Annotated in this window: 16 protein-coding genes; all 16 read left to right on the plus strand. The window is 61.6% G+C overall.

Annotated elements, in window-relative coordinates; translation table 11 throughout:
• Positions 1–31 precede the first annotated feature (31 nt).
• The 16 genes from LGH74_RS08360 to LGH74_RS08435 all read left to right on the plus strand — a co-directional run bounded on the left by LGH74_RS08360 (position 32) and on the right by LGH74_RS08435 (position 23000).
• Complete coding sequence (locus LGH74_RS08360) at positions 32–2422, plus strand: GumC family protein (RefSeq protein WP_226174505.1); 2391 nt, start codon at positions 32–34, stop codon at positions 2420–2422.
• 39 nt (positions 2423–2461) lie between these two features.
• Entirely contained in the window at positions 2462–4054 is a 1593-nt protein-coding gene (locus tag LGH74_RS08365; protein ID WP_226174507.1) for a lipopolysaccharide biosynthesis protein, read from the plus strand.
• On the plus strand, positions 4051–5265 hold the full coding sequence (locus LGH74_RS08370) for a glycosyltransferase family 4 protein (RefSeq protein WP_226174509.1): 1215 nt from the start codon (positions 4051–4053) through the stop codon (positions 5263–5265). The genes LGH74_RS08365 and LGH74_RS08370 overlap by 4 nt, the downstream gene beginning before the upstream one ends.
• Positions 5249–6367, plus strand: a complete 1119-nt coding sequence (locus tag LGH74_RS08375) for a glycosyltransferase family 4 protein (protein WP_226174511.1) — start codon at positions 5249–5251, stop codon at positions 6365–6367. Before LGH74_RS08370 ends, LGH74_RS08375 begins: the two co-directional genes overlap by 17 nt.
• A gap of 21 nt (positions 6368–6388) precedes the next feature.
• Positions 6389–7699, plus strand: coding sequence for an O-antigen ligase family protein (locus LGH74_RS08380; RefSeq protein ID WP_226174513.1), 1311 nt, complete (start codon positions 6389–6391; stop codon positions 7697–7699).
• Entirely contained in the window at positions 7686–8735 is a 1050-nt protein-coding gene (locus LGH74_RS08385) for a nucleotide-diphospho-sugar transferase (RefSeq protein ID WP_226174515.1), read from the plus strand. The genes LGH74_RS08380 and LGH74_RS08385 overlap by 14 nt, the downstream gene beginning before the upstream one ends.
• 29 nt (positions 8736–8764) lie before the next feature.
• Complete coding sequence (locus LGH74_RS08390; RefSeq protein ID WP_226174517.1) at positions 8765–9607, plus strand: glycosyltransferase family 2 protein; 843 nt, start codon at positions 8765–8767, stop codon at positions 9605–9607.
• 155 nt (positions 9608–9762) lie between these two features.
• Positions 9763–10638, plus strand: coding sequence for an alpha-1,2-fucosyltransferase (locus LGH74_RS08395; protein ID WP_226174519.1), 876 nt, complete (start codon positions 9763–9765; stop codon positions 10636–10638).
• A gap of 16 nt (positions 10639–10654) precedes the next feature.
• On the plus strand, positions 10655–11854 hold the full coding sequence (locus LGH74_RS08400; RefSeq protein WP_226174521.1) for a hypothetical protein: 1200 nt from the start codon (positions 10655–10657) through the stop codon (positions 11852–11854).
• A gap of 800 nt (positions 11855–12654) precedes the next feature.
• Positions 12655–15558, plus strand: coding sequence for an Ig-like domain-containing protein (locus LGH74_RS08405; RefSeq protein WP_226174522.1), 2904 nt, complete (start codon positions 12655–12657; stop codon positions 15556–15558).
• 302 nt (positions 15559–15860) lie between these two features.
• Positions 15861–16973, plus strand: coding sequence for a GDP-mannose 4,6-dehydratase (gene gmd, locus LGH74_RS08410; protein ID WP_226174524.1), 1113 nt, complete (start codon positions 15861–15863; stop codon positions 16971–16973).
• Positions 16974–17101: 128 nt separating this feature from the next.
• A complete protein-coding gene (locus tag LGH74_RS08415; RefSeq protein ID WP_226174526.1) occupies positions 17102–18061 on the plus strand; it encodes a GDP-L-fucose synthase family protein in 960 nt (319 codons plus the stop codon).
• Between the two features lie 218 nt (positions 18062–18279).
• A complete protein-coding gene (locus tag LGH74_RS08420) occupies positions 18280–19344 on the plus strand; it encodes a glycosyltransferase family 61 protein (RefSeq protein WP_226174528.1) in 1065 nt (354 codons plus the stop codon).
• 74 nt (positions 19345–19418) lie between these two features.
• Entirely contained in the window at positions 19419–20642 is a 1224-nt protein-coding gene (locus LGH74_RS08425; protein ID WP_226174530.1) for a glycosyltransferase family 61 protein, read from the plus strand.
• Between the two features lie 19 nt (positions 20643–20661).
• Positions 20662–21882, plus strand: coding sequence for a glycosyltransferase family 61 protein (locus LGH74_RS08430; protein WP_226174532.1), 1221 nt, complete (start codon positions 20662–20664; stop codon positions 21880–21882).
• Positions 21883–21950: 68 nt separating this feature from the next.
• Complete coding sequence (locus LGH74_RS08435) at positions 21951–23000, plus strand: glycosyltransferase family 2 protein (protein ID WP_226174534.1); 1050 nt, start codon at positions 21951–21953, stop codon at positions 22998–23000.
• Positions 23001–23321 lie beyond the last annotated feature (321 nt).

Genomic DNA, 23321 nt, shown 5'->3' on the forward strand with positions numbered 1-23321 from the left:
CGACCTCTTTACGCTTGAAACCACACCAAGAATGGAAACACGCCCTACCTCAACCGACGAAATTGACCTCCACGCCTTATTTTTCAAGCTGCGCAACCGGTGGCCCCTGTTCCTGGTATCGGTGCTGCTGGCCGGCTTCGTGGGCTACGTGTACCTGCAGCTGAAGGCGCCCGTCTATAATTTCCGGGCCACGATGCTGCTGGGCAACCAAAGCTCGGGCTCGAAGCGCGCCCAGGAGCTGCTCCAGATTCTGGAGGTGCAGAACAAGGGCGTGAAGATGGAAGACGAAATCGGCCTGCTCAAGTCGGTGGACGTGGTGCGGCGGGCCGTGGAGCGCCTGCCCTTCACGGTGTCGTATTACGCGGCGCCCGGCTCCTGGCTGAACACGGTGAAGGATCTGCAGGTGCGCGAGCGGCCCGCCGGCACGGTGCCCTTCCGGGTAGAGCCCAACCTGAAGGCCCCGCAGCTAGCCGGAGTACGCATTTACGTGGAGCCCGCGGGCCAGGGCAAATTTCGGGTGCACGCCAACGCCAAGCAGGGCCAGCTCTACAGCCTGCCCACCAGTGAGCTGGTGCGCGAAGTGCTGGACGTGAACATCGACCAGACCGTGGCCGCCGGCGACACACTGCGCCACCCGCTGCTCACGGTCGTTATCAAGCCCGAGCCCGACTTTCCCACGGGTGAGGCCAACGAGCATTACTACTTCACCCTCAACACGCTGTCCGCCATGACGGCCGCCTACCAGGCGGGCCTGTCGGTGAAGCCCATCGACCACGACTCGCGCATTGTGGAGCTGAGCAGCAAAGGCATGGTGCCGGCTAAGCAGATTCAGTTTCTGGATACGCTGATGGCCGTGTTTGTGGAAGATGACCTGCGGGAAAAGAACATTACGGGCGCCAAGACGGTGGCTTTCCTGGACGGGGAAATTGCCAACCTCTCCGACTCGCTGCGCCGCTCGGCCGCGGCGCTGAGCAACTTCCGCTCGTCGCGGGGCGTGGTCGACGTGGGTGCGCAGTCGGGGGAAGGCATCCGGCAGCTGAGTGAGTTGGAAGCCATGCAGGCCAAAGTGGCCACCAACCGGAAATACTACGCCAATATGCTGAACTACCTGCGTGCCAACCAAGGCGCCAGCCAAATGGTGTCGCCGAGCAGCGTGGGCATTGAGGATCCGGTGGTGAATAACCTGATTATGCAGCTCACCGACCTGAACAGCCAGCGCGCCGCCCTGGGCGTGAATGCCAGCACCAACAACCCACTGGTAACGGTGCTCGATGAGCGAATCCGCACGGCCAAGCAGTCGTTAATTCAGACCTTGGTGAACATGACCCGCGCCACCGACATTGCCCTGCGCGACCTGAACCAGCAGCTGGGCCGGGTACGCGGCACCATCAGCGCCATGCCCGAAAACGAGCGGCAGCTGGCCCGTTTAAAAGGGGAAAGCGACTTTAACGATAAGAAATACAACTTCCTGGTGGAGAAACGCTCGGAAGCCGCCATTGCCCTGGCCACCAACGCCACCGACAAAAAGGTAATCGACAAGACCGAAATGGTGGGCGGCGGCCCCTCCGAGCCCAAACCCCCGCTGGTGGCCCTCATCAGCCTCGTAACCGGGCTGCTGCTGCCGGTGGGCATCGTGCTGCTGCTGGATAAGTCGAACCGGCGCATTCAGAGCAAGGAGGACTTGTCGCGCATCACCAACATTCCGCTGCTGGGCGTGGTGGCCCACGGCTCCACGGCCGACAAGGCCACGATGCTCAAGGAAGTGAAAGGCCCTATTGCCGAGTCGTTCCGCTCGATTCGGGTGAACCTGCAGTATCTCTCGGCGGGCCTGGATAAGAAGCTCATCGGGGTCACGTCGTCGGTGCCGGGTGAGGGCAAAACCTTCTGCACGGTAAACCTGGCCGCCGAAATGGCCCAGAGTGGCCGCAAAGTGCTGCTGCTCGAGTGCGACCTGCGCCGTCCTACGGTGGCCGGCTACTTCAACATCGACACCAATGCCGAGCACGGCCTCTCGACCTATTTGATGGGCCTGAGCACCCTCGACGACTGCCGCCAGAGCAGCGGCGTGCCCCACCTCGACGTGATTTGCTGCGGACCAATTCCGCCCAACCCCACCGAGCTGCTGGAAAGTGCCCGCATGGACAGCCTGCTGAGCGAGCTGCGCCAGCAGTACGACTACGTGCTGCTCGATACGCCGCCGGTGGGCTACGTGGCCGAGTTCTTCGTGCTGGTGCGTCACCTCGACGCCAACATCTATGTGGTGCGTCAGAACTACACCGACCGGGGCTTGGTGAGCCAGATCAATGAGCTCTACGACGAGAAGAAAGTAAAGCAGTTATACATGATTATCAACGATATGCACTTTACCACAACCTACGAGTACCGCTACAAGAAAAACGCCTACGCCTACAGCCATCCGTAGTCGTCCGGCTCCTATCCTTACCCTTCTTTCCGCTTGCCGATGTCTACCTCGACTGACACCCAGCCGCGCCGCAGCCTCACCATGACCACGGTGCAGGGAGTGAAATGGAGTACGGCCGCTACCATTCTCACGGCTATTATGCAGGTGGGCTACACCGCCGTAATGGCCCGCCTGCTGAGCCCCGCCGCCTTTGGGGTGGTGGCTTTGGCCAACGTAGTGCTCCGCTTCGGCGGCTACTTTGCCCAGATGGGCATGGAGCAGGCCATTATCCAGAAGCAGGACCTGACCAAGGAAGATATCCGGGCCGCCTTCACGGCTTCGGTGGCGCTGGGTATCGTGTTTGGCGGCCTGCTCATTCTGTTGGCCCCACTTTCCATCTACGTTTTTCACGAGCCCGAAGTGGTGCCCGTGGCCCAGGTGCTGGCCTTCAGCTTGCTGCTCACCGGCCTCTCGGCCACGGCCCTGAGTTTGCTGCGCCGCACCATGCAGTTCCGGACCCTGGCCCTGGTAGAAGTCAGTTCCTATGTGGTGTCGTACGGGGGCGTGGGTGTGACGATGGCCCTGAGCGGCTACGGCGTGTGGAGCCTGGTGGCGGCCAGCGTAGCGCAGGGACTACTGGTGGGCCTGCTGGCCTACCTCGTGACGCGCCACTCGGTGCTGCCGTTGCTGAGCTGGGAGCATTACCGGCCGCTGTGGCACTACGGCAGCCGCATTTCCCTGATCAGCTTTCTGGAATTTATCGGCAGCTCGCTCGATACGCTCATCATCGGGCGGGTGCTGGGCACGGCTATGCTGGGCATTTATAACCGCGCCTGGATGCTGGTGGCCCTGCCTATGTACATGCTCACGACGAGCGTATCGAAGGTGATTTTCCCGGCCTTCAGTCAGGTGCAGGCCGACCAGGCCCGGATGCGCAACGTGTACCTGTCGAGCGTGACGCTGGTGGCGGCCCTGATTCTACCCACCGCTGCCGGCATGCTGGTGGCTGCCCCCGAGCTGGTATACAGCCTACTGGGGCCCAAGTGGGACGCCTCTATTCCGCTGCTGCGCGTGATGAGCTTTACTTCGGGCCTGATGCTGATTACCATGTTTGGCGGCATTGTGAGTGATGCCCGGGCCCGGCTGCGCGAAAAAACCATTATCATTCTGCAATACCTGCTGGTGCTGCCGGTGCTGTTTTGGCTGCTGCACGGCTGGGGTCTTATCGGGTACGCCTTTGCCCTCAACATTGGCGCGCTGCTCTACGCCGGCCTGTTTATGCGCTTGCTGCACCACGACCTCGACATTTCCTACGGCCGGCTGCTGAGCCTTTACGTGCCGGGCATTTTCAACGCGGCCGTGGTGGCCATGGTCTTTGCCGGCGTGCGGCTGGGCCTAGCCCCGTTGCACCTGCCGCCGGTGGTGGCCCTCATCATTCTGCTGCTCGTCGGGGCGCTGGTGCTGGGCACGCTCATTCTGCTGGTGCCGCTGCCTGGGCTGCGCCGGGAGCTGTGCGCCTTCCTCGACCGGCTCCACCCGCAGAGCCATTCCGGAATATTGGGCCGACTGCTGGCCCGCTACGTGCGCTTCCTGAACCCCTCAGTGTATGGCCCCGAAGCCCACTTTTCCGCCGCTAATCCCGTCTTGCCATGAATATTCTGTTTGCTTCCTACTGGGGCGAGCAGGCGCCCTGCGGCGTGCGGGTGCACTACATGGCCCTGGCCGAGGAGCTGCGCCGGCAGGGTCACCGGGTCGATATCATCACGCCCAACTCGGTGCGGGGCCTACGCCGCCGGGTGCTGGGCGGCCTGCAGCGGCTGGTAGCCACGGTGGCCGGCCCCGAAGTAGCCCGCGAGCTGTGGTACTTCGCCATGCTGTGGGCGGCCGTACCGCGTGCAGTGGCCTACGACCTGGTGAATGCCAACGACGTGGGCAGCGGCGCGGCCGTGCGCCTGGCTTTGCAAAGCCGAATTCCGGTAGTTGTCACGGGCCACGCCAGTGAGCATCCGGCCGAAGAAATTATCCGGCGCAACCAGCTGACGGGTGGGCCCGCCCGGTTTATTCGGCGCTGGTATGCTTGGCTACTGCCCCAGACGCAGTATTTCATTGGCGTTTCCGACTATCTGCTCAACTGCTTCCGCCCGTACTTGCCCGACGACTGCACCACGCGCCGCGTCTACGGCGGCAGCCCGCTGCCGGCTTCCGCGTCCGAGTTGCCGGCGGAGCCGCTGTTTGCCGGGCGGCCGGTGCTGCTGAACGTGGGCTTTCTGGATGCCAACAAAAACCAGCGCTACCTGATAGAGGTGGCCCGGGAACTGCGCCACCTGCGCGCTGACTTCGTGGTGGCCCTGGTGGGCAAAGGTCCCGAGGAAGCTGCCCTGCGTCAACTCATTGCCGATTATGACTTAACCGACCACGTGGCGCTGCTGGGCTACCACCCTACCGTGCTGCCGTTTTTGCGGCAGGCTACAGTATATGTGCACACGGCCCGGCTCGAATCGTTGGGACTGGCTTTGGTAGAGGCCGTGCTGGCCGGCGTGCCGGTACTGGCCCCCGCTACCGGCGGCATGCCTGAAGTACTGGGTGCCACGCCCGAAGCGTTGTTTGCTCCCGCTACCGAGCCGGCCGTGCTGGCCCGCCACCTCCATCAGCTGCTCGCCGATCCGGCCAGCCGCGCTTTGCTGCATTCCCGCCAATACGCGCATGCCACGGCCTGCTTCACGCTGCCCCGCATGGCCGCCCACACCCTGGGCTTCTACCACGAAGTGCTTACCAGTTCCGCCGCTCCTTCCCACCAGGCTGCCCCCGCTCCTGTCCTTTCCTCCACGCATGTTGCCTCTCCCTTGCATGAACATTCTCTATGACCACCAGGCCTTTACAGTTCAGGACGTCGGCGGGGTATCGCGCTACTACCGCGCCCTGCTCGACCATGCAGCTCCGGATGTGCAGTCGCACGTGCCGGTTTTAGTTTCCAACAACGTGTACCTCCAGGACCGCCGGCATACCAGCCATGTAGGCTTTTTTCCGGGCCAGTCATTCCGGGGGCGCTTCTCCTTTATGTGGAAGCTCAACCGCCTGGCTTGCCGCCGGGCCCTGCGCCGGGGCGAATTTGACGTCTTTCACCCTACGCTCATTGATGACCCCTACTTCCTCGACGAGGTGCAGGACAAGCCCATGGTCATCACGCTGCACGATATGATACCAATGCTCTTTACGGAGCAGTATCCGCAAACCAACGTTGAGATTATTACGCGCATCGCGCAGCGGGCCAACCAGATTATTGCTGTTTCGGAGCATACCCGGGCCGATATTCTGCGCCTGCTGCCCGTGAGCCCCGAGCGGGTGACGGTGGTGCCCCACGGCTTCACGCCCGGTCCGGCGGCCCGCTTAGTGGTGCCCGATGGCTACCTATTGTACGTGGGCACCCGCTCGGGCTATAAGAATTTCGACTGCCTGCTACAGGCGCTGGCACAGCTGGTGCGGCAACCGGGCCTGCATGAGCTGCGCCTGGTGTGCGCGGGCGGCGGCAAGCCCACCGAAGCCGAGCAGGACCGCCTGCAGGAGTTGGGCCTGGCAGGCAACGTGCAGTTTGCGGGCTTGCTGCAGGAAGCCGAGCTGGCCGGCCTCTACTGCGGCGCGGCGGCCTTCGTGTTTCCGTCGCACTACGAAGGCTTTGGCTTTCCGATTCTGGAAGCCTTTGCCCAAGAGTGCCCCGTGGTGCTCAGCAATGCCTCGTGCTTTCCGGAAACGGCCCAGGATGCGGCACTCTATTTCGACCCCAACCAGCCCGCCGACTTGGCCCAGCAGCTGCACCTGCTGCTGCGCGAGCCGGCGCTGCGCCGGCAGCTTACCCAATTGGGCACTCTGCGCCTGGCCGACTTCACCTGGACGCAAGCCGCTGAGCGTACCCGCGCCGTGTACCGCGCCGCCCGGGAGCAGCCCCAACCCCAGCCCGTTCTGATCTGATATTGTGCCTTTTGCCGCGCCATGAAACTGAGCCTACGCTTCCGTCACCTGCTTATTCTGGTCGCCATTCTGGTCACGGATTCGGCCTTCACCCGCTTTTATACCAACGTGGATGATGACCCGGGCCTGCGCCTCTACAACTATGGGCTGCTGGGGTTGTCGCTGTGGCTGATAGTACGGTCGTGGCGCTGGTTTTCGCCGGGCATGTGGCGCTGGCTGATCCTAGCCGTGCTCAGCATGGCGGCGCTGGTGCTGGAGTCGTACGCCGACTGGGGCACCTGGATGGTGTATCCGCACGTGCTGGGCAAGCTCACGCCGTTCCTAGTGCTGTTTGGGGCCTACGCCTACTACCGGCGCTACGGCATTCCGCCGCTGGGCTTCGTGATGAGTGCCGTGCCGGTGATGGTGGTGCTCAATATTATTCTCTACCACCCGGCCACCTTCACGCTGGGCGGCTTTCTAGGCCACGAGCGAGGCGTCGATACCACCTCGGCCTTTCTGCTGGTGCTGCCCGCCGTCTATTTTCTGAACCGTTATCTAGTCGGCAATTCCTGGTTGTTTCTGTTCTATTTCTTTGCCGATCTGGGCGTTATCATCTTTCTGCAGCACCGCACCGTGTGGCTCAGCACGGGCCTGGCCCTACTGCTGAACCTGCTGCTAGTGGCCCGGGCTAGCACTACTTCCCTGCGCCTGCGCCGCTTTCTGCCCATTCTGGCGCTGCCGCTGCTGTTTGGCCTGCTCGGCGGGCTTACCATGGTACTCAACAACCCGGATGTGCTCAAGAAGCTCAACAACAACGTGGAGGATATTTCCAACAGTGAAAGCCAGGGCACCGGCAGCTGGCGGCTTCAGCAGTTCGAGGCCTACGAGCCCTTCATTCGGGAATACCCTATTGCCGGCATGCGCCTGAAAGGCTTTGAGCTGCCGATTCAGTTTTTCGACAAAACTTCTGGGGCACCGGTGTGGCCCAACTATACCGGCCACCACTTCCATAGCTTCTACGTCGACCGGCTCTTTTACTTCGGGTTTCTGGGGCTGCTGCTGGCCATTGCCCCGATAGTGCTGCTGGTAGTGCGCTGCCTGAAGCAGGCCCGGCCCCTGCCGCTCGACACCATTGCGCTGGTGGCCTACGCCGGCTGCGGGCTGCTCTACGGCGTTTCCTACGACTGGCCGTTCTATTTCTTCGGCGTTATCGGCTTCACGATGGCCGCCGTGGAAGTAGCGGCCCTGGAGCCGGTAGCGCCGCCCGCGCCTCGCCCGGCCAGCCCGGCCGCCGAGCCATTCTTTTCCACTCCGACCGCTCCTTCCCGCCCCGCCCATGCGTCCGTCTGACTTTGCCACCGGCCTCGCCACGCCGGTGCTGTTCATCATCTTCAACCGCCCCGACTCGACCCGGCGCGTGTTGGCGGCTATCCGGCAGGCCCGGCCCAACCGGCTCTACGTAGCCGCCGACGGCCCCCGCCCCGACCGAGCCGGCGAGGCCGTGCTCTGTGCGCAGGTGCGGGCCCTGGTTACCGACCACATCGACTGGCCCTGCGAGGTGCGTACTCTGTTTCGGGAAACCAACCTGGGCTGTGGGCGCAACCCGGCCGCCGCTATCAGCTGGTTTTTTGAGCACGAGCCCGAGGGTATCATTCTGGAAGACGACTGCCTGCCCGGCCCGCACTTTTTCCGCTTCTGCCACGAGCTGCTGGCCCGCTACCGCCACGATGCCCGCGTGATGCACATCGGCGGCTGCAACTTCTCGCGCGAGGCCCTGCGCCCCCTGGCCGCCGAGGCCGATTCGTACTACTTTTCGGGCCAGGTGCAAAGCTGGGGCTGGGCCTCGTGGCGGCGTGCCTGGCAGCATTTCGACTTCAAGCTGAGTTTGCTGCCCGAGCTAGGCCGCCGCCGTTTGTTCGGCAATCTGTATCCATCCTTACTGGAGCGCCGCTACTGGCTGCCACGCTTCCGGGCCCTGCACCGCAGCACCGCCCCGCCCAGCATCTGGGATTATCAGTGGCACTTTGCCGTGGCGGCCAATTCGGGCCTGACTATTATGCCCGCCCAGAACCTGGTCTGCAACATCGGCTTTGGCCAAGATGCCACCCACACCACGGCCGCCGACGAGCAGTTTGCCCGCCCGGCCGCCGCGCAGTTTGCCTTTCCGCTACGCCACCCGCCCACCGTGCTGCGCGACCAGCGCCGCGACCAGCAATACTTCCACGAGTTCATTAGCGGCCGGGTAGCGGCCAAAACCCGGCGCCTGCTGCAAAGCGTGCCCCGGTGGTTTCGGGAGCAGGGCACCGTGCCCCTCGACCCACCCTACGCCCCCGACGCAGAGGAAGAAACCCGGCCGGCCGCGCCCCTCACCTACTCCCGCCCCTGATACCGCCTTACCAGTTGTTTTCCGTCGCCATGCTGTTCATCGTTATTCCCGTTTTCAACCGCTGGGCCTTCACCGAGGCCTGCCTGCGCTCCTTGCAAGAGCAAACCCAGCCCGATTTCCGCGTTATCGTCGTCGATGATGGCTCGACGGATGGCACCGGGGAGCAGCTGCGCCGGCAGTTTCCGGAGGTGGAAGTGGTGGAAGGCACCGGGCAGCTGTTCTGGACGGCCGGCGTGAATGCCGGCATCCGGCGGGCCCTGCAACAGGGCGCCGACCGGGTGCTGACGCTCAACAACGACGTGGTGGCCGCCCCCGACTTTGTGGAGCGGATGCTGCACTGGGCCCAGCGGATGCCCACGGCCCTGCTCGGCCCGCTGGAGCTGGACGTGCACACCCGCCAGCCCGTGTACGGCGGCGAGGTATTCAGCTGGCTGACCCACACCCGCCGCGACCTGCTGGCCACGCTTGGGCCCGAGGAGCGCCACGGCCTGCACCCCGTTACCTACCTGCCCGGCCGGGGGCTGCTCATTCCCGCCGCCGTGTTTGCCGCCATCGGCCTCTTCGATGAAAAGCGCCTGCCCCACTACCTGGCCGATTTCGACTTTACCAGCGTGGCCCGGCGGCACGGCTTCCCGGTGTATATCAACTACGACGCCCACCTGCTGACCTACCCCGAGGAAAGCGGCCAGGAACAGACCCGCCGCCACCGCAGCCTACAGGGCTACTACCAGCATCTGTTCGGCATCCGCGGGGGCGGCAACCTACGCAACTTCACGCATTTCGCCCTCAAAAACTGCCCCACGCCCCTGGTGCCGCTGTTTCTGCTCAATGGCTACGCTCGCCGCCTCACCGGCTATTTCTTGCACGGCTAATTCTGCGGTCAGCGCGTCAGGTCCAGCTCCAGGTTTGCCCTGAGCTATACGGGCTCTTTTTAAGCGCCCTAGCCAGCTTTGCAGGCATTGTAGCGCGTGCTTTTGCAGTTTGATTTTCTTAACTTCTAGCTCACGTATTTCTACTCTTTCTCGCCGTGGTTATTCTCGTGAAACGCACCGGGCAGCTAGGCAACCGCCTGTTTCTGTTTGCCCACTTTCTGGCCAATGCGGCAGAGTATGGCTACGAGCTGGCCAACCCGAGCTTTGGCGGCTACGCCCCGTTTTTCGAAGCCACGGCCACCGGCAACTTCGGTGGCCTGCCCGTGCGGCTGCACGCCTTCCGCCAGCCCCGCCTCGACCGGATGCTGGACCTGGTGCAGCACCCGCGCGCTTTTGGCCTGCTGCAAAGCGCCAGCCGCCTGCTGCCCCGCCGCCCCGCCCTGCTCACCGACCAGCCCGGCCAAGACTACGACCTCAACCAACCCGCTTACCTCGACGCCGCCCGGCGCGGGCTAGTGCTGGCCCACGGCTGGCAGTTTCGGGATAAGCGCAACTTTTCGCGCCACGGGGCGCTGCTACGGCAGCTTTTTGCGCCTATTGCGCCCCACCGCACGGCCGTAGCCACGCTGCTTGGCCACCTGCGCCAGTCGGCCGAGGTGGTGGTAGGCGTGCACATCCGGCGCGGCGACTATGCTACCTATAATAACGGCGCGTATTTCTACGACAATGCCACTTACGCCCGGGCTATGCGGGCCCTGAAAGAGCAGCTGCCCGCCCAGCAGCAGGTGGTATTTCTGCTGTGTTCCAACGAGGAGCTGAACCTGGCCGACTTTACCGGCCTGCAAGTGCAGCCGGCCACCGGCCACTTCGTGGAAGACCTCTACGCCCTGGCCGCCTGCGACTACGTGCTGGGCCCGCCCAGCTCCTACTCCATGTGGGCCTCCTTCTACGGCCAGGTGCCGCTGCTCCACCTCGAACGGCCGGAGCAGGCAGTAGCCTTGCACGACTTTCAGGTTTTTCTGGATCAGTAATCAGCCCCACCCCGCTATGGTTTCACTTCTGTCCCTGCGCGTGGGCTGGCTGCTTAGCGGCACCTGCCTGCTATTTCCCGGCTCCCAGCTCACCGCCCCCACCGAAGTCGGCACGCTGGTCATTCGTCAGGGTGGTGTGTATACCGGCACCTACCGCAGCACCGATTCGGCCGTGCCCTGCATCCGCATCATGACCAATGAGCCCGTGACGCTGCGGGGCTGCCAGCTAAGCGGGGCCGGCAACTTGATAGACGTGCCCAACGGCGGCGCCGACCTGACCGTGGAGCACTGCACCGGGCAGGGCCTGCGCCCCAGCCGCGACCAGACCAGCCGGGGCCACTTCATTGAAATCAACTCGGCCCGCAACCTGCGCCTGGAAAACAACCTGCTGATTCAAACCACCGGCATTGCCGTGTACCAGTGGAGCGGCGACGGCTCGGCCAACCAGACACTGAAAATTCTGCGCAACAAGGTGCGCAACATCGACAGCCGCTACCGGGACGGCGGCGGCACCACGGCTTCCTGCATCTCGCTCAACCAGGTGCACGGCGTGGGCAACATCGAAATTGCCTGGAACCAGGTGATTAACGAGCCCAACAACTCGCTGGTAGAGGACAACATCAACATCTACGACTCGTCCGGCACTGCCGAAAGCCCCATCCGGGTGCACGACAACTACATTCAGGGCGCGTACCCATTCCCGGCAACAGCCGCCAAATTCACTGGCACGGGTATGATAACCGACGGCACCAACACCTCGGAGCTGGCTGCCACGGGCTATATTGAGGCCACGAACAACCAGTTTGTGTCCACGTGCAACTCGGCCATGAACATCGCCGGTGGCCACCACGTGCGCTACACCAACAACCGCATGGTCACCAGCGGCCTGTTGCCCAACGGCCAGAAGCTCAACGCTACCTACTGCGGCATCGCCATCTTCAACTTCTACCAGCAGGCCGTCTTCGGCAACCACGTGGTCGACAACAACACCATGGGCATGGTCAAGTGGGGCGCCAACAACCCCTACCCCGACCGCAACGACAACGGCGACTACGGCTACCAGATCCACACCAACACCCAGCACCTGCCCAACCCCATCACCCTGCAGACTGAGCAGGCCGAGTGGACCCGCTGGAATGCCAAACTGGAGAAGCAGCACATCCGGCTAGGGCCAGATGCGGAGGCTGCCCTAGCCATTACCCAGTCAAAGCCCTGATTTGTAGCCGCTCCCGACTGGCTGCAACAGGAAGTTAAGCCGCAATAAAAAAAAGCACCCCTACCGGGTGCTTTTTTTATTGCCCTGACAGCCATTCAACTAGCCTTAAAACCGCGCAAGCCGCCTATATAGGCAAAGTACAGTATAGTTAATTAAAGAACATCTTATTTAAGTACAATATACATTATTATGACATGCGTCTTGCATAACAAATGATTTTTATACATTTGCATTGAACCTCGATATCGGATTTAGGACTATTACAAGTCTTCAACCGATTAACTTTTTGCAAAGTGCTCTTTACAGCCTCTTACAAGGCGTTTTAGATTGTACCGAAAAAAGAGTTGAACTGCGGCACTTAAGAGAAGCACCGCTAGATGATGTTGGTCTTGTGAAGTTGATAAAAGCTCTTAAATATGCTTATTAGGGCCTTTGCCTTCTCTTTTTATCTCCGGCGATACGCGTGGTCGGAAAGTAAAGGAGTAGGTGAAGCCAGGTGCCAAAGGCGTGACATACGCCAGAATCGCCCGAGAAAGCGCGCTGGAAAGCTCCACAAGGCAATTGTAAAAAAACAATTACGGCAAATGAAACAATTTGTTCTTATGCCGGGTTTTTCACAGCATCCCTATATAGGGTTTACCATTTAAAGAACACACAGAATGCAAAACACCTCTGGATCCAAGTTCCTCTTCAACCGGAACGCCTCCTCTGGTACACACTTTCTGCCCCTGTTGGCGCTCGTGCTGTTGGTCTCATCTTTTTTTCCCGCGTCACTCCGGGCTCAGGGCCAAGCGCCCAATGTGACGTACTCCGGTCCGATTACTATCACCCAGGGTGGTACCTACACCGGCAACTACCGCAGCACTGATTCGCGGGTACCCTGTATCTCCATTCAGACGACTCAGCCGGTAATCATTGAGAACTGCATTCTGGCCGGTGCCGGCGACCTGATTCTCGGCAATTCCGGCGGCTACAATGTGATTGTGCGCAACAACCGTGGCTACGGCTTGCAGCAAAGCATCGACAACGAGCGGCACGGCCGCTTCCTCGAAATTAACTCGGCCAAGTCGGTTACTATCGAGAATAACTACTTCGAACATACGACCGGCATCGCCATCTACCAGTGGAGCGGCGACGGCTCGGCAGCCCAGACGCTGAAAGTGCGTCGGAATATAGCCAAGAACATCGACGGCCGCTACCGCAACGGCGGCGGCACATTTTGCAACTTTCTGAGCGCCAACCAGGTAAAAAACCTGGGCAACGTGGAAGTAGCCTGGAACCAAGTAGTAAACGAGCCGAATAACTCGTTGGTAGAGGACAACATTAACTTCTACAACTCGGGTGGGGTAGCCAGCAGCCCCATGAACGTGCACGACAACTACGTGCAGGGCGCCTACCCCTACCCCGCTACCGGCAACGCCTTCACTGGCACAGGCATGATCATCGACGGCACCGGCGACTCGCAGCAGGGCTACCTCGATGCCACGAACAACCAGTTTGTGTCCACGTGCAACTCGGCCATGAACATCGCCGGTGGCCACCACGTGCGCTACACCAACAACCGCATGGTCACCAGCGGCCTGTTGCCCAACGGCCAGAAGCTCAACGCTACCTACTGCGGCATCGCCATCTTCAACTTCTACCAGCAGGCCGTCTTCGGCAACCACGTGGTCGACAACAACACCATGGGCATGGTCAAGTGGGGCGCCAACAACCCCTACCCCGACCGCAACGACAACGGCGACTACGGCTACCAGATCCACACCAACACCCAGCACCTGCCCAACCCCATCACCCTGCAAACCGAACAGGCCGAGTGGTCCCGCTGGGTGAGCAAGCTCCAGCAGAACGGCATCACCATCGGTACTGGCCCGAACACCAACGGCGGTGGGGGCGGCACTCCTCCGAACGTAGCACCCACGGTAAGCCTGACCTCGCCCGGCAATTCGAGCGTAACGACCGGCACCGTGCTGAACCTAGCCGCTACGGCTGCTGACGCCGATGGCTCAGTTGCTAAAGTGGAATTCTTCAACGGCGCTACCAAGCTCGGCGAAGACACCTCGGCTCCTTACCAGCTCAGCTACACGGCCGCCACGGCCGGCACCCTGACCCTAACGGCCCGTGCTACCGACAACGCCGGGGCCACCACCAACTCGGGCTCGGCTACGGTAACCGTAACCGGCGTAGTACAGCCGCCCGTAGCTGGCTCCTTCTATAAGGGTATCAACATCAACGGCAGCGCCATCAGCCTCGACGGCAACGCCTGGCAGGCCAGCAGCGGTGCCGCCGGCGTTCAGATCATCGGTACGCCCTTCGCCAACCAGAACATTACGCTGACGCCCGCTACCGACGCTACCCGCGCCGCCATGATCCGGTCGTCGGTGTACGGCAACACGACGGGAGCTGCCATTGCAGTTCCGAATGGCACGTACCAGGTATACTTCTACCTGTGGGAAGACAACAGCCCCGAAACGTTCAACATCCTGGTAGAAGGCCAGACAGTGCGCTCAGCTTACAACAGCGGCTCGGCTGGCAAGTGGGAGAAAGTAGGTCCGTTCACGGCCAACGTTACTGACGGCACCCTGAACGCCTCGACTTCGGGCGGCTACGCCAACCTTTCGGGTATCGAAGTATGGGCTGGCAACGCTACCCCGACCAACGTGGCTCCAACCGTGAGCCTGACCGCACCCGGCAACTCGAGCGTAACGACCGGCACCGTATTGAACCTGGCGGCTACGGCTGCTGACGCCGATGGCACGGTAACGAAAGTAGAGTTCTTCAACGGCGCTACCAAGCTCGGCGAGGACACCTCGGCCCCGTACCAGCTCAGCTACACGGCCGCTACGGCTGGCACCCTGACCCTAACGGCTCGTGCTACCGACAACGCCGGGGCTACCACCAACTCTGGTGCTGCTACCGTAACGGTGAATGCCGTAGTGGTGAACCCCACGGCCACTTTCTTCCGCGCTATCAACATCAACGGCCCGGCCGTAACGCTCGACGGCAACGCCTGGCAGGCCAGCAGCGGCGCCGCTGGAGTACAGGTTATCGGTACGCCTTTCGCCAACCAGAACGTGACGCTGAACCCGGCCACCGACGCTACCCGCGCCAGCATGATTCGCTCGGCAGTGTACGGCAACACGACCGGCCTGAACATGGGCAACGTGCCCAACGGTACGTATAACGTGTATCTCTACGTGTGGGAAGACAACAGCCCCGAGACGTTTAACATCATCGTAGAAGGCCAGACGGTGCGCTCGGGCTACAATAGCGGCTCGGCTGGCAAGTGGGAGAAAGTAGGTCCGTTCACGGCCAACGTTACTGACGGCACCCTGAACGTATCGACTTCGGGCGGCTACGCCAACCTTTCGGCCGTAGAAGTGTGGAAACAGAGCACCGGCACGGCTACCTCGATTCAGTCGCGCCAGAACCTGACGCCTTCTTCGTCGCTGATTGGCAGCGTAACGGCGTATCCTTCGCCCATGACCAACGAGCTGAGCATTGAGCTGAACGCCGCCCAAACCGAGACGATGCGCGTAGCCATCCTCAACCAGAGCGGCGCCGTAATGCAGAACTCGGCCATTGCTTTCGAGAAAGGTGTTTCGACCGAGAAGCTCAACGTAAGCAGCCTGCCCGCCGGCAACTACTTCCTGCGCTTCACCGAAGGTTCCCTGACGGGTAAAAGCATCCAGGTCAGCAAGTAACGTTCGGCCTTAGAGCCAAATCGTATCCTAGTCGAAAGCCTGATCCTCTCTGAGGGTCAGGCTTTTGTCGTTTATGCCCGCTGCTCTGGCACGGCTACTGGCAAACCCAAGGCTGCAACAAGAACTTGGTCGAATCGCCTAATTTGACTTTACCGATATTTAAAATAAATATTTTTATCCATGCTATTGCTTTTAACATTTTAAATGCAATAATTTGATACTAAAGTTCTATACGGGCAAAATATAGGGTTGCCCTGAACTGAACTGTTCCCTCTGATTCACCTCGTTATTTTCAGGTTCGTATGAAGCGCGCACTTATTACCGGAATTACCGGTCAGGATGGTTCTTACCTGGCCGAGCTGCTCTTAAGCAAAGGATACGAAGTCCACGGCATCAAACGCCGCTCGTCGCTGTTCAACACCGACCGGATTGACCACCTCTACCAGGATCCGCACGAAGCCAACGTGCGGTTTAAGCTCCACTACGGCGACCTGGCCGATGCCACCAACCTGATCCGCATCGTGCAGGAAGTGCAGCCCGACGAGATTTACAACCTCGGGGCCATGTCGCACGTGAAAGTATCGTTCGACACGCCCGAGTACACGGCCGACGTGGACGGGCTGGGCACCTTGCGGCTGCTGGAAGCGGTGCGCATTCTGGGCCTGACGCAGAAAACCCGCATTTACCAGGCTTCCACGTCGGAGCTCTACGGGCTGGTGCAGCAGGTACCGCAGTCGGAAGCCACGCCCTTCTATCCCCGCTCGCCCTACGCCGTGGCCAAATTGTATGGCTACTGGATTACGGTAAACTACCGCGAAGCCTACGGGATGTATGCCTGCAACGGCATTCTGTTCAACCACGAGTCGCCGATGCGGGGCGAGACTTTCGTGACGCGCAAAATCACGCGGGGCGTAGCTCGTATCGGCATGAATCTGCAGCAGAAAATATACCTGGGCAACCTGGACGCCCGCCGCGACTGGGGCCACGCCCGCGACTACGTGGAAGCCATGTGGCGCATGCTGCAGCAGGAGGAAGCCCGCGACTATGTTATTGCCACCGGCGTGACAACCACCGTGCGCGACTTCGTGCTGCTGGCGTTTGCCGAGCTAGGCATCGAGCTGAATTTCGTGGGCGAGGGTGTAAACGAAGTGGGCTACGTGGCGGCCTGCACCAACCCCGACTACCAGGTACCGACCGGCCAGGTAGTGGTAGCCGTGGACCCCGCCTATTTCCGGCCTACGGAAGTAGAATTACTGATTGGCGACCCGACCCGCGCCAAAACCGAGCTGGGCTGGGAGCCGCAGTACGACCTGCCGGCCCTCGTCCGGGACATGGTGCAGGCCGATGTGCAGCTCTTCCGCCGCGACACCGTGCTGCTCGAAGCCGGCCACCAGGTGATGTACCATGATGAATAAGTGAAGTGGTGAAGTGATGAAATGGTGAGTTGTTCTACTAGCGCAAGCCGTGCAGATCAAACGACAACTCACAATCTCGCCACTTCCCAAATCCACAAATTCACCACTTCACAAATTCACCTTTTGCAATGGATAAACACGCTAAAATATATGTAGCCGGCCATCGGGGGATGGTTGGGGCGGCCCTGGTGCGTCGTTTGCGCCGGGCTGGGTATAGTAATCTGGTGGTGCGCACGTCGGCCGAGCTGGACCTGCGCGACCAGGCCGCGGTGGCCGGCTTCTTTGCCGACGAGCAGCCAGAATATGTGCTGCTGGCCGCGGCCAAAGTGGGCGGCATTCACGCCAACAACACCTACCGCGCCGATTTTCTGTATGACAACATGATGATTCAGAACAACGTGCTGCACCAGAGCCAGGTGCACGGGGTTCGGAAGCTGCTGTTTTTGGGCTCGTCGTGCATCTACCCCAAGCTGGCCCCGCAGCCCATTCGGGAAGAATACCTGCTGACTGGGGCTCTGGAGCCCACCAACGAGCCCTACGCCATTGCCAAAATTGCCGGCCTCAAGCTCTGTGAGGCCTACCGGGCGCAGTACGGCTGCAACTTCATTTCGGTGATGCCTACCAACCTCTACGGCCCCGGCGACAACTACGACCTGGCCAATTCCCACGTGCTGCCGGCCATGCTGCGCAAGTTTGGCGAAGCCGCCGAGCAGGGCCTGCCCCGCGTCACGATATGGGGCACGGGCACGCCGCGCCGGGAGTTTCTGCACGTCGACGACCTGGCCGATGCCTGCCTGCACCTAATGCTGCACTACAACGAGGCGCTACCCCTAAACGTGGGCACCGGCCGCGACATTACCATTCAGGAACTGGCCGAGTTGATTGCCGAGCTGACCGGCTATGCCGGCGAAATTATCTACGACTTCTCCCGCCCCGACGGCACTCCCCGCAAGCTACTGGACGTGAGCCGCCTGCACGCGCAGGGCTGGCAGCACCAGATTGGGCTTACCGAGGGCCTGCGCGCCGTTATTGCCGCCGCCGACTGGCGGCAGGCAGTCCAGTACTCCCCGCTCCAGGCTCTGGCCTAACTCACTCCTACAACCACACATTTGTCGTTCCCACTCTTATGTATGATGTGCTAACCAGGGCACGAAGACGCGCTGGCCGTCTCTTCCGGGAATTTATTCCATTTAATACTCACTTTCGCCCTACCGGAATTCATCCTACGGGCAAAGGGCTGGCCAACCAGTTAGACAGTGGTGTTTTCTACCAGGAGCTATATCCGGCCTACACTTCTACCCTCGACATGCCCCCGGCGTTGTACGAGGCCGGCCCCATCTACGACAAGTACCCGCACCGCGAGGAAGTACCGGCCGCCTACACCCTGGAAGTTGCCAACGGCCGCATTTACGCCGACAATTTTAACAGCGTGGCCGTCATTTCGGCCGATAATAAGCTCATCGGGGACGTGTCGTTTCAGTATGCCCGCGGCGACTGGCGCACGGTGCAGCCCCGCGACAACAACATCTTCCGGCAAAGCTATTTCATCGAGCCAATCCGGGTGCGGGGCACGGTGTGCAGCCTGCTTTCGGGCGGCGGGGCCGCGCTGGGCAACTACTACCACTGGCTCGTCGACTCCCTGCCCCGCCTGCACCTGCTGCAGGAAGCCGGCCTGCTCGATACGGTGGATTACTTTCTGGTATACGACCGTAACCTGCGCTTTATGCTCGAAACGCTGGAGCCCCTGGGCATCGGGCCCGAGCGGCTGCTTGATGTGAATACTCACCGCCACCTGCGCGCCGACCGGCTGGTGCTCACCTCGCCCGTGCGCGGCCGGGGGGTGCACACCCCCGACTGGGTATTCCGCTTTCTGCGCGAAACATTTCTGCCCGCCCGCCGCACCCGCGACTTCAATCCCTATATCTACATCTCGCGCCGCGATGCGCCGGCCCGGGTGGTGCTACCGGCCGCCGAAGTGGAAGCCATGCTCCGCGACGAGTTCGGCTTTACGACCTACACCTTGTCGGACCTCAGCTTCGCCGAAAAAGTGGAGCTCTTCAGCCAGGCCAAAGCCGTGGTGTCGCCCATCGGGGCCGGGCTGGCCAACATCATCTTCGCGCCGATCGAAGCGCCCCTGCTGGAGCTGCTGCCCCGCAGCTTTGCCCTCGGCGACTACTGCGAGGTGAGTGCCCGCCTGGGTAAGCCCTACGATTGGCTCATTGGCGAAAGCCCCGAGTTGGCCGACAACCACGGCGACGCCAGCCGCGAAAACCTGACAGTGGACCTAAACGTGCTGCGTGAACGGGTAACCCGCCTGATGGAGCGGGTACGGAAGTCGTCGCAGCAACGTGAACTGGAACTCGAAACCTAACCCCAAACGTCTCACTCATGAGCGACTTGTTACCCCGTGTTCAGCGCCGCGCTGGTCGCTTACTGCGGCAATTGGTGCCGCATAATCTTCGTTTTCGTCCTGTGGGCGTACATGGCTCCAGTCAGCAGCTGGCGGCCCACCCCGGCAGCGGGGCCACTTACCGGGAAATTTACCCGGCCTATCTCTCCCAGTGGCCCGTCACCGACAAGCTCTACGCCCAGATATCGGACTACGGCGGGCTGCACGCCAAACCCAATCGGACGGAAAAGCAGCCCGCCGCCTTTGTGCTTACCCTGGAGCAAGGCCGCCTGCTGGCCGACAACACGCTGAGCGTAGCCGTACTTTCGGCTGACAATAAGCTGGTAGGCGACGCTTCCTTTCAGTACGATGTGGCCCGTGCCGACCTGGCGCGGCCCGAGGACAACACCATTTTCGGGCAGCGTTGGTTTAAAGCGCCGGTGCAGGTGCGAGGCACGGTATGCAGCCTGCTGTCGGGTGGCGGCGCCGCTACCGGCAACTACTACCACTGGCTGATTGACTCGCTGCCCCGCCTGCACCTGGTGCAGGAAGCCGGCCTCTGGGAGTCTATCGACTACTTTCTCATCTACGACAAAAAGCGGCAATTCGTCGTCGATTCGCTGCTGGCCCTGGGTATCCGCAGCGAGCAGATCGTCGACGTAAGCACGCACGGCCACTTAGTAGCCGACCGCCTGCTGGTAACTTCGCCGGTGCGCGGGCAGGGCACGCACAACCCGGAGTGGGCCTGCGACTTTCTGCGCCAAGCCCTGCTACCGGCTGCTGCGCCCCAGCAGTTCAGCCCCTACGTGTACCTGAGCCGCCGCGACGCTCCCGGCCGCCACGTGCTGAATGAGGACCATGTGGAAGAAATGCTGGCCCCGTATGGCTTCGAGTCGCATGTACTGAGCGACTACACTTTTACCCAGCAGATTGCCTTGTTTGCCGGGGCCAAAATGGTGGTAGCGCCCACCGGCGCGGGTTTGGCCAACCTGGTTTTTGCGCCCGTCGGCACCCCTGTTATCGAGATGTTCCCGAAGCATTTTACGGTGATGGAATACCCGGAGCTTTGCTACCGTCTGGGCCTGTCGCACCAGTTTCTGGTATCGGAGCCAGTGGCGGGACCCATCAAGTCGCGCCGCGAAGCCTGGAGCGAGCACCTGCTGGTGAACCTTGAAACGCTGAAGCAGGAGCTGCGGCACGCCTCTTCCTTCCCACGGGTAGCCACGGTACTGTGCCTGACGGAATTTCCGGATATGTCGGCCTTTGTTTCCCCTGTTTAGCCCCCTAGTCCCTACCACCATGCACGACCTTCTTGCCCGAGCTCAGCGCCGCGCGGGCCGTGTGCTGCGGGAGCTTATTCCGTACCACCGCCATCTGCGGCCGTTGGGCACCCACGCCGTCAGCCGTCAGCTCGCCGCCAACGCCAGCGGCGCTACCTACACCGAAATCTATCCTGCCTACGAATCCTATTTGCAGGTACCGGAAGTGTTTCAAACCTGCGGCCCGAGCTATTATGAGCCGGTAGCGGCGCAGGAACACATGCCCGCCGCGTTTGTGCTGACACTTGAAAACGGCCGCATCAACGTCGATGACATCAACAGCGTAGCCATCATAGCGGCCGACAACCAGCTGGTAGGCGACGTGTCGCTGCAATTTTCGCCCACTACCTTTGCCCTGGCCCCGCCGGCCGAACACCCGATTTTCCGCCAGAGCTACTTTCAGCCGCCCCGCGAAATAGCGGGCACGGTATGTAGTTTGCTGTCAGGCGGGGGCGCGGCCATCGGCAATTACTACCACTGGCTGCTCGACTCGCTGCCGCGCCTGCATCTGGTGCAGGAAGCCGGCCTCTGGGAGTCCATCGACTACTTTCTCATCTACGACCGGAACCACCGGTTTGCCGTGGAAACCCTGCGAGAGCTAGGCATCCGGGACGAGCAGATTATCGATGTGCAAGGCAATACTCACCTACGGGCCGAGCGGCTGGTTGTTACTTCCTCGGTACGGGGCGGTGGCCGGCACGCCCCGCGCTGGGTGGGTGAGTTTATGCGCCAGGCGTTTCTGCCACCCTCTTCGGGTAGCAGCCGGCCGTTCAGCTCGCTGGTGTACGTAACACGCCGCGACGCCTCGTTTCGCCAGGTGCGGAATGAAGCGGAGGTAGAGGAATTACTGGCCGGCTATGGCTTTGAGAGCTACGCGCTGAGCGAGCTGAGCCTGCGCGAAAAAGTGGCGCTATTTTCCGGGGCTCGGGCCGTGGTAGGGCCGGTGGGGGCCGGTTTGGTCAATATCGTATTCTGCCAGCCGGGTACGCCGCTTATCGAGTTTCTGCCCCGCAACCTTATCGTGGCCGACTACCTCGACCTGACTTCGCGCCTCGACATGCCCCACTACCCTCTCATCAGCCGCCGCGACGATGCCTCGGCCCAAAGTGCCAACGCTGACCGTCGCGACGACCTGACGGTAGATATCAAGGTGCTGCGCCGCACGCTGCAGCAGGCCCTGCCCGAGGCGGTGCCGGCGTAGCCATTTTCAGCCGCGTTGACGCACAAAACTGGCGTTATCAGCGGCTTTTCACTTTTCATCTGCTCCGTATGCCTTCCGTTCTGCTTTCCCTCGTCTCCTGGAACAGCGCCGACTCTGTGGAGGCCTGCCTGCGCTCCGCCCTGGCCCAGACTTACCAGGACTTTGAGTTTTGGGTGGTCGATAATGCTTCCCACGACGATACCTGCGCCCGAGTAGAGGCCCTGGCCGCCACCGATGCCCGCCTGAAGCTGCACCGTCTCAGCGAGAATACCGGCTTTTGCGGGGGCCACAACTACGCCCTCGACCGGACCCGCTCCGACTACGTGCTGCTGGTAAACCCCGACATCGAAATGCAGCCCGACTACCTGGCCAAGGCTGTGGCCGCCATGCAGCACGATGAGCGAATCGGGACGGTGTGTGGGCTGCTAGTGCAGAGCCGGGAGGCTGACCCCTACATCGACAGTGCCGGCATGGACTCCCTGGCCGATGGCCGGTTTCGGCTGCGGCTGCACCGGCAGCGCGTGAGTGAGGCCAACCTTACGCCCGGCTACGTGGATGGGGCCGATGGGGCGCTGCCGCTGTTTCGGCGCCGCTTTATTGATGACCTACGGGTAGAAGGCCACTTTTTCGACCCCCGCTTCTTTGCCCACAAGGAAGACTGGGACATAGCCTGGCGCGGCAACCTCTACGGCTGGCACACTTGGTTTGAGCCCAGCTGCCGGGCCCTGCACCCCCGGCAGTTTCTGCCGGCCAACCTGCGGCTGCGCCGCCGGCTGGCCGGGGCCATCAAAACCGACGCCGTGAAAAACCAATGGCTGCTGCTCATCAAAAATACGCCCAGCCAACAAGCGGCCGGATTTCTGCTGCGGGCCATTCCGCGGCAGCTGGCTATTTTGGGCTATTCGCTGCTATTTGAGCGGGGCTCGTTGCCGGCCTACCGCTACGTGTGGCAGCACTGGCGCGAGGTATGGGCCAGCCGCCGGCTCATTCAGAGCCGGGCGCGGCAGGGCTGGCCGCCGCCGGCACCGCAGCCAGCCCTACCCCCTGCCATAATACTCGCGCCGCCCACTCCTACGCCAGTGCAATCCGAGTCTACGGTACCGCTGGCAGCCTTCTAAGCAGCGCGGAAAGCCAAGCCCCAGCGGGGCGGCACAATCGGTACAACGATAGGTGTCGCTCCGCTGGGGCTTTTCTTGTGCCGGCCCTATTTACTACCGATATGCGGCCCCCGCCGGGGCTACCGTTCACCAGTTCGCAGTTTTGCTTAGCGTCGGTTCCAGCTTTGGAGCTTATTCCGCTGGCTTTGTTCAAATAAGCCTCAGATCTGTACCGTATGGCAAAAATCCTTCCCGCATACGGTATAGCTGCTGATTCGCCCAGCGGCCTGCCCAAGCAACAGAACCTTGCTGCCCCGGCCCAGAAACAGCGGGGCCGCTCCT

Source organism: Hymenobacter lucidus, from assembly GCF_020447265.1.
GTDB lineage: Bacteria > Bacteroidota > Bacteroidia > Cytophagales > Hymenobacteraceae > Hymenobacter > Hymenobacter lucidus.

Excerpts from the sequence above, each read along its gene's own strand:
- LGH74_RS08400 (WP_226174521.1), top strand. The coding sequence starts at position 10,655 with ATGGTTTCACTTCTGTCCCTGCGCGTGGGCTGGCTGCTTAGCGGCACC.
- LGH74_RS08360 (WP_226174505.1), top strand. The coding sequence starts at position 32 with ATGGAAACACGCCCTACCTCAACCGACGAAATTGACCTCCACGCCTTA.
- LGH74_RS08365 (WP_226174507.1), top strand. The coding sequence starts at position 2,462 with ATGTCTACCTCGACTGACACCCAGCCGCGCCGCAGCCTCACCATGACC.
- LGH74_RS08415 (WP_226174526.1), top strand. The coding sequence starts at position 17,102 with ATGGATAAACACGCTAAAATATATGTAGCCGGCCATCGGGGGATGGTT.
- LGH74_RS08390 (WP_226174517.1), top strand. The coding sequence starts at position 8,765 with ATGCTGTTCATCGTTATTCCCGTTTTCAACCGCTGGGCCTTCACCGAG.
- LGH74_RS08370 (WP_226174509.1), top strand. The coding sequence starts at position 4,051 with ATGAATATTCTGTTTGCTTCCTACTGGGGCGAGCAGGCGCCCTGCGGC.
- gmd (WP_226174524.1), top strand. The coding sequence starts at position 15,861 with ATGAAGCGCGCACTTATTACCGGAATTACCGGTCAGGATGGTTCTTAC.
- LGH74_RS08435 (WP_226174534.1), top strand. The coding sequence starts at position 21,951 with ATGCCTTCCGTTCTGCTTTCCCTCGTCTCCTGGAACAGCGCCGACTCT.
- LGH74_RS08375 (WP_226174511.1), top strand. The coding sequence starts at position 5,249 with ATGAACATTCTCTATGACCACCAGGCCTTTACAGTTCAGGACGTCGGC.
- LGH74_RS08385 (WP_226174515.1), top strand. The coding sequence starts at position 7,686 with ATGCGTCCGTCTGACTTTGCCACCGGCCTCGCCACGCCGGTGCTGTTC.
- LGH74_RS08430 (WP_226174532.1), top strand. The coding sequence starts at position 20,662 with ATGCACGACCTTCTTGCCCGAGCTCAGCGCCGCGCGGGCCGTGTGCTG.
- LGH74_RS08380 (WP_226174513.1), top strand. The coding sequence starts at position 6,389 with ATGAAACTGAGCCTACGCTTCCGTCACCTGCTTATTCTGGTCGCCATT.
- LGH74_RS08420 (WP_226174528.1), top strand. The coding sequence starts at position 18,280 with ATGCCCCCGGCGTTGTACGAGGCCGGCCCCATCTACGACAAGTACCCG.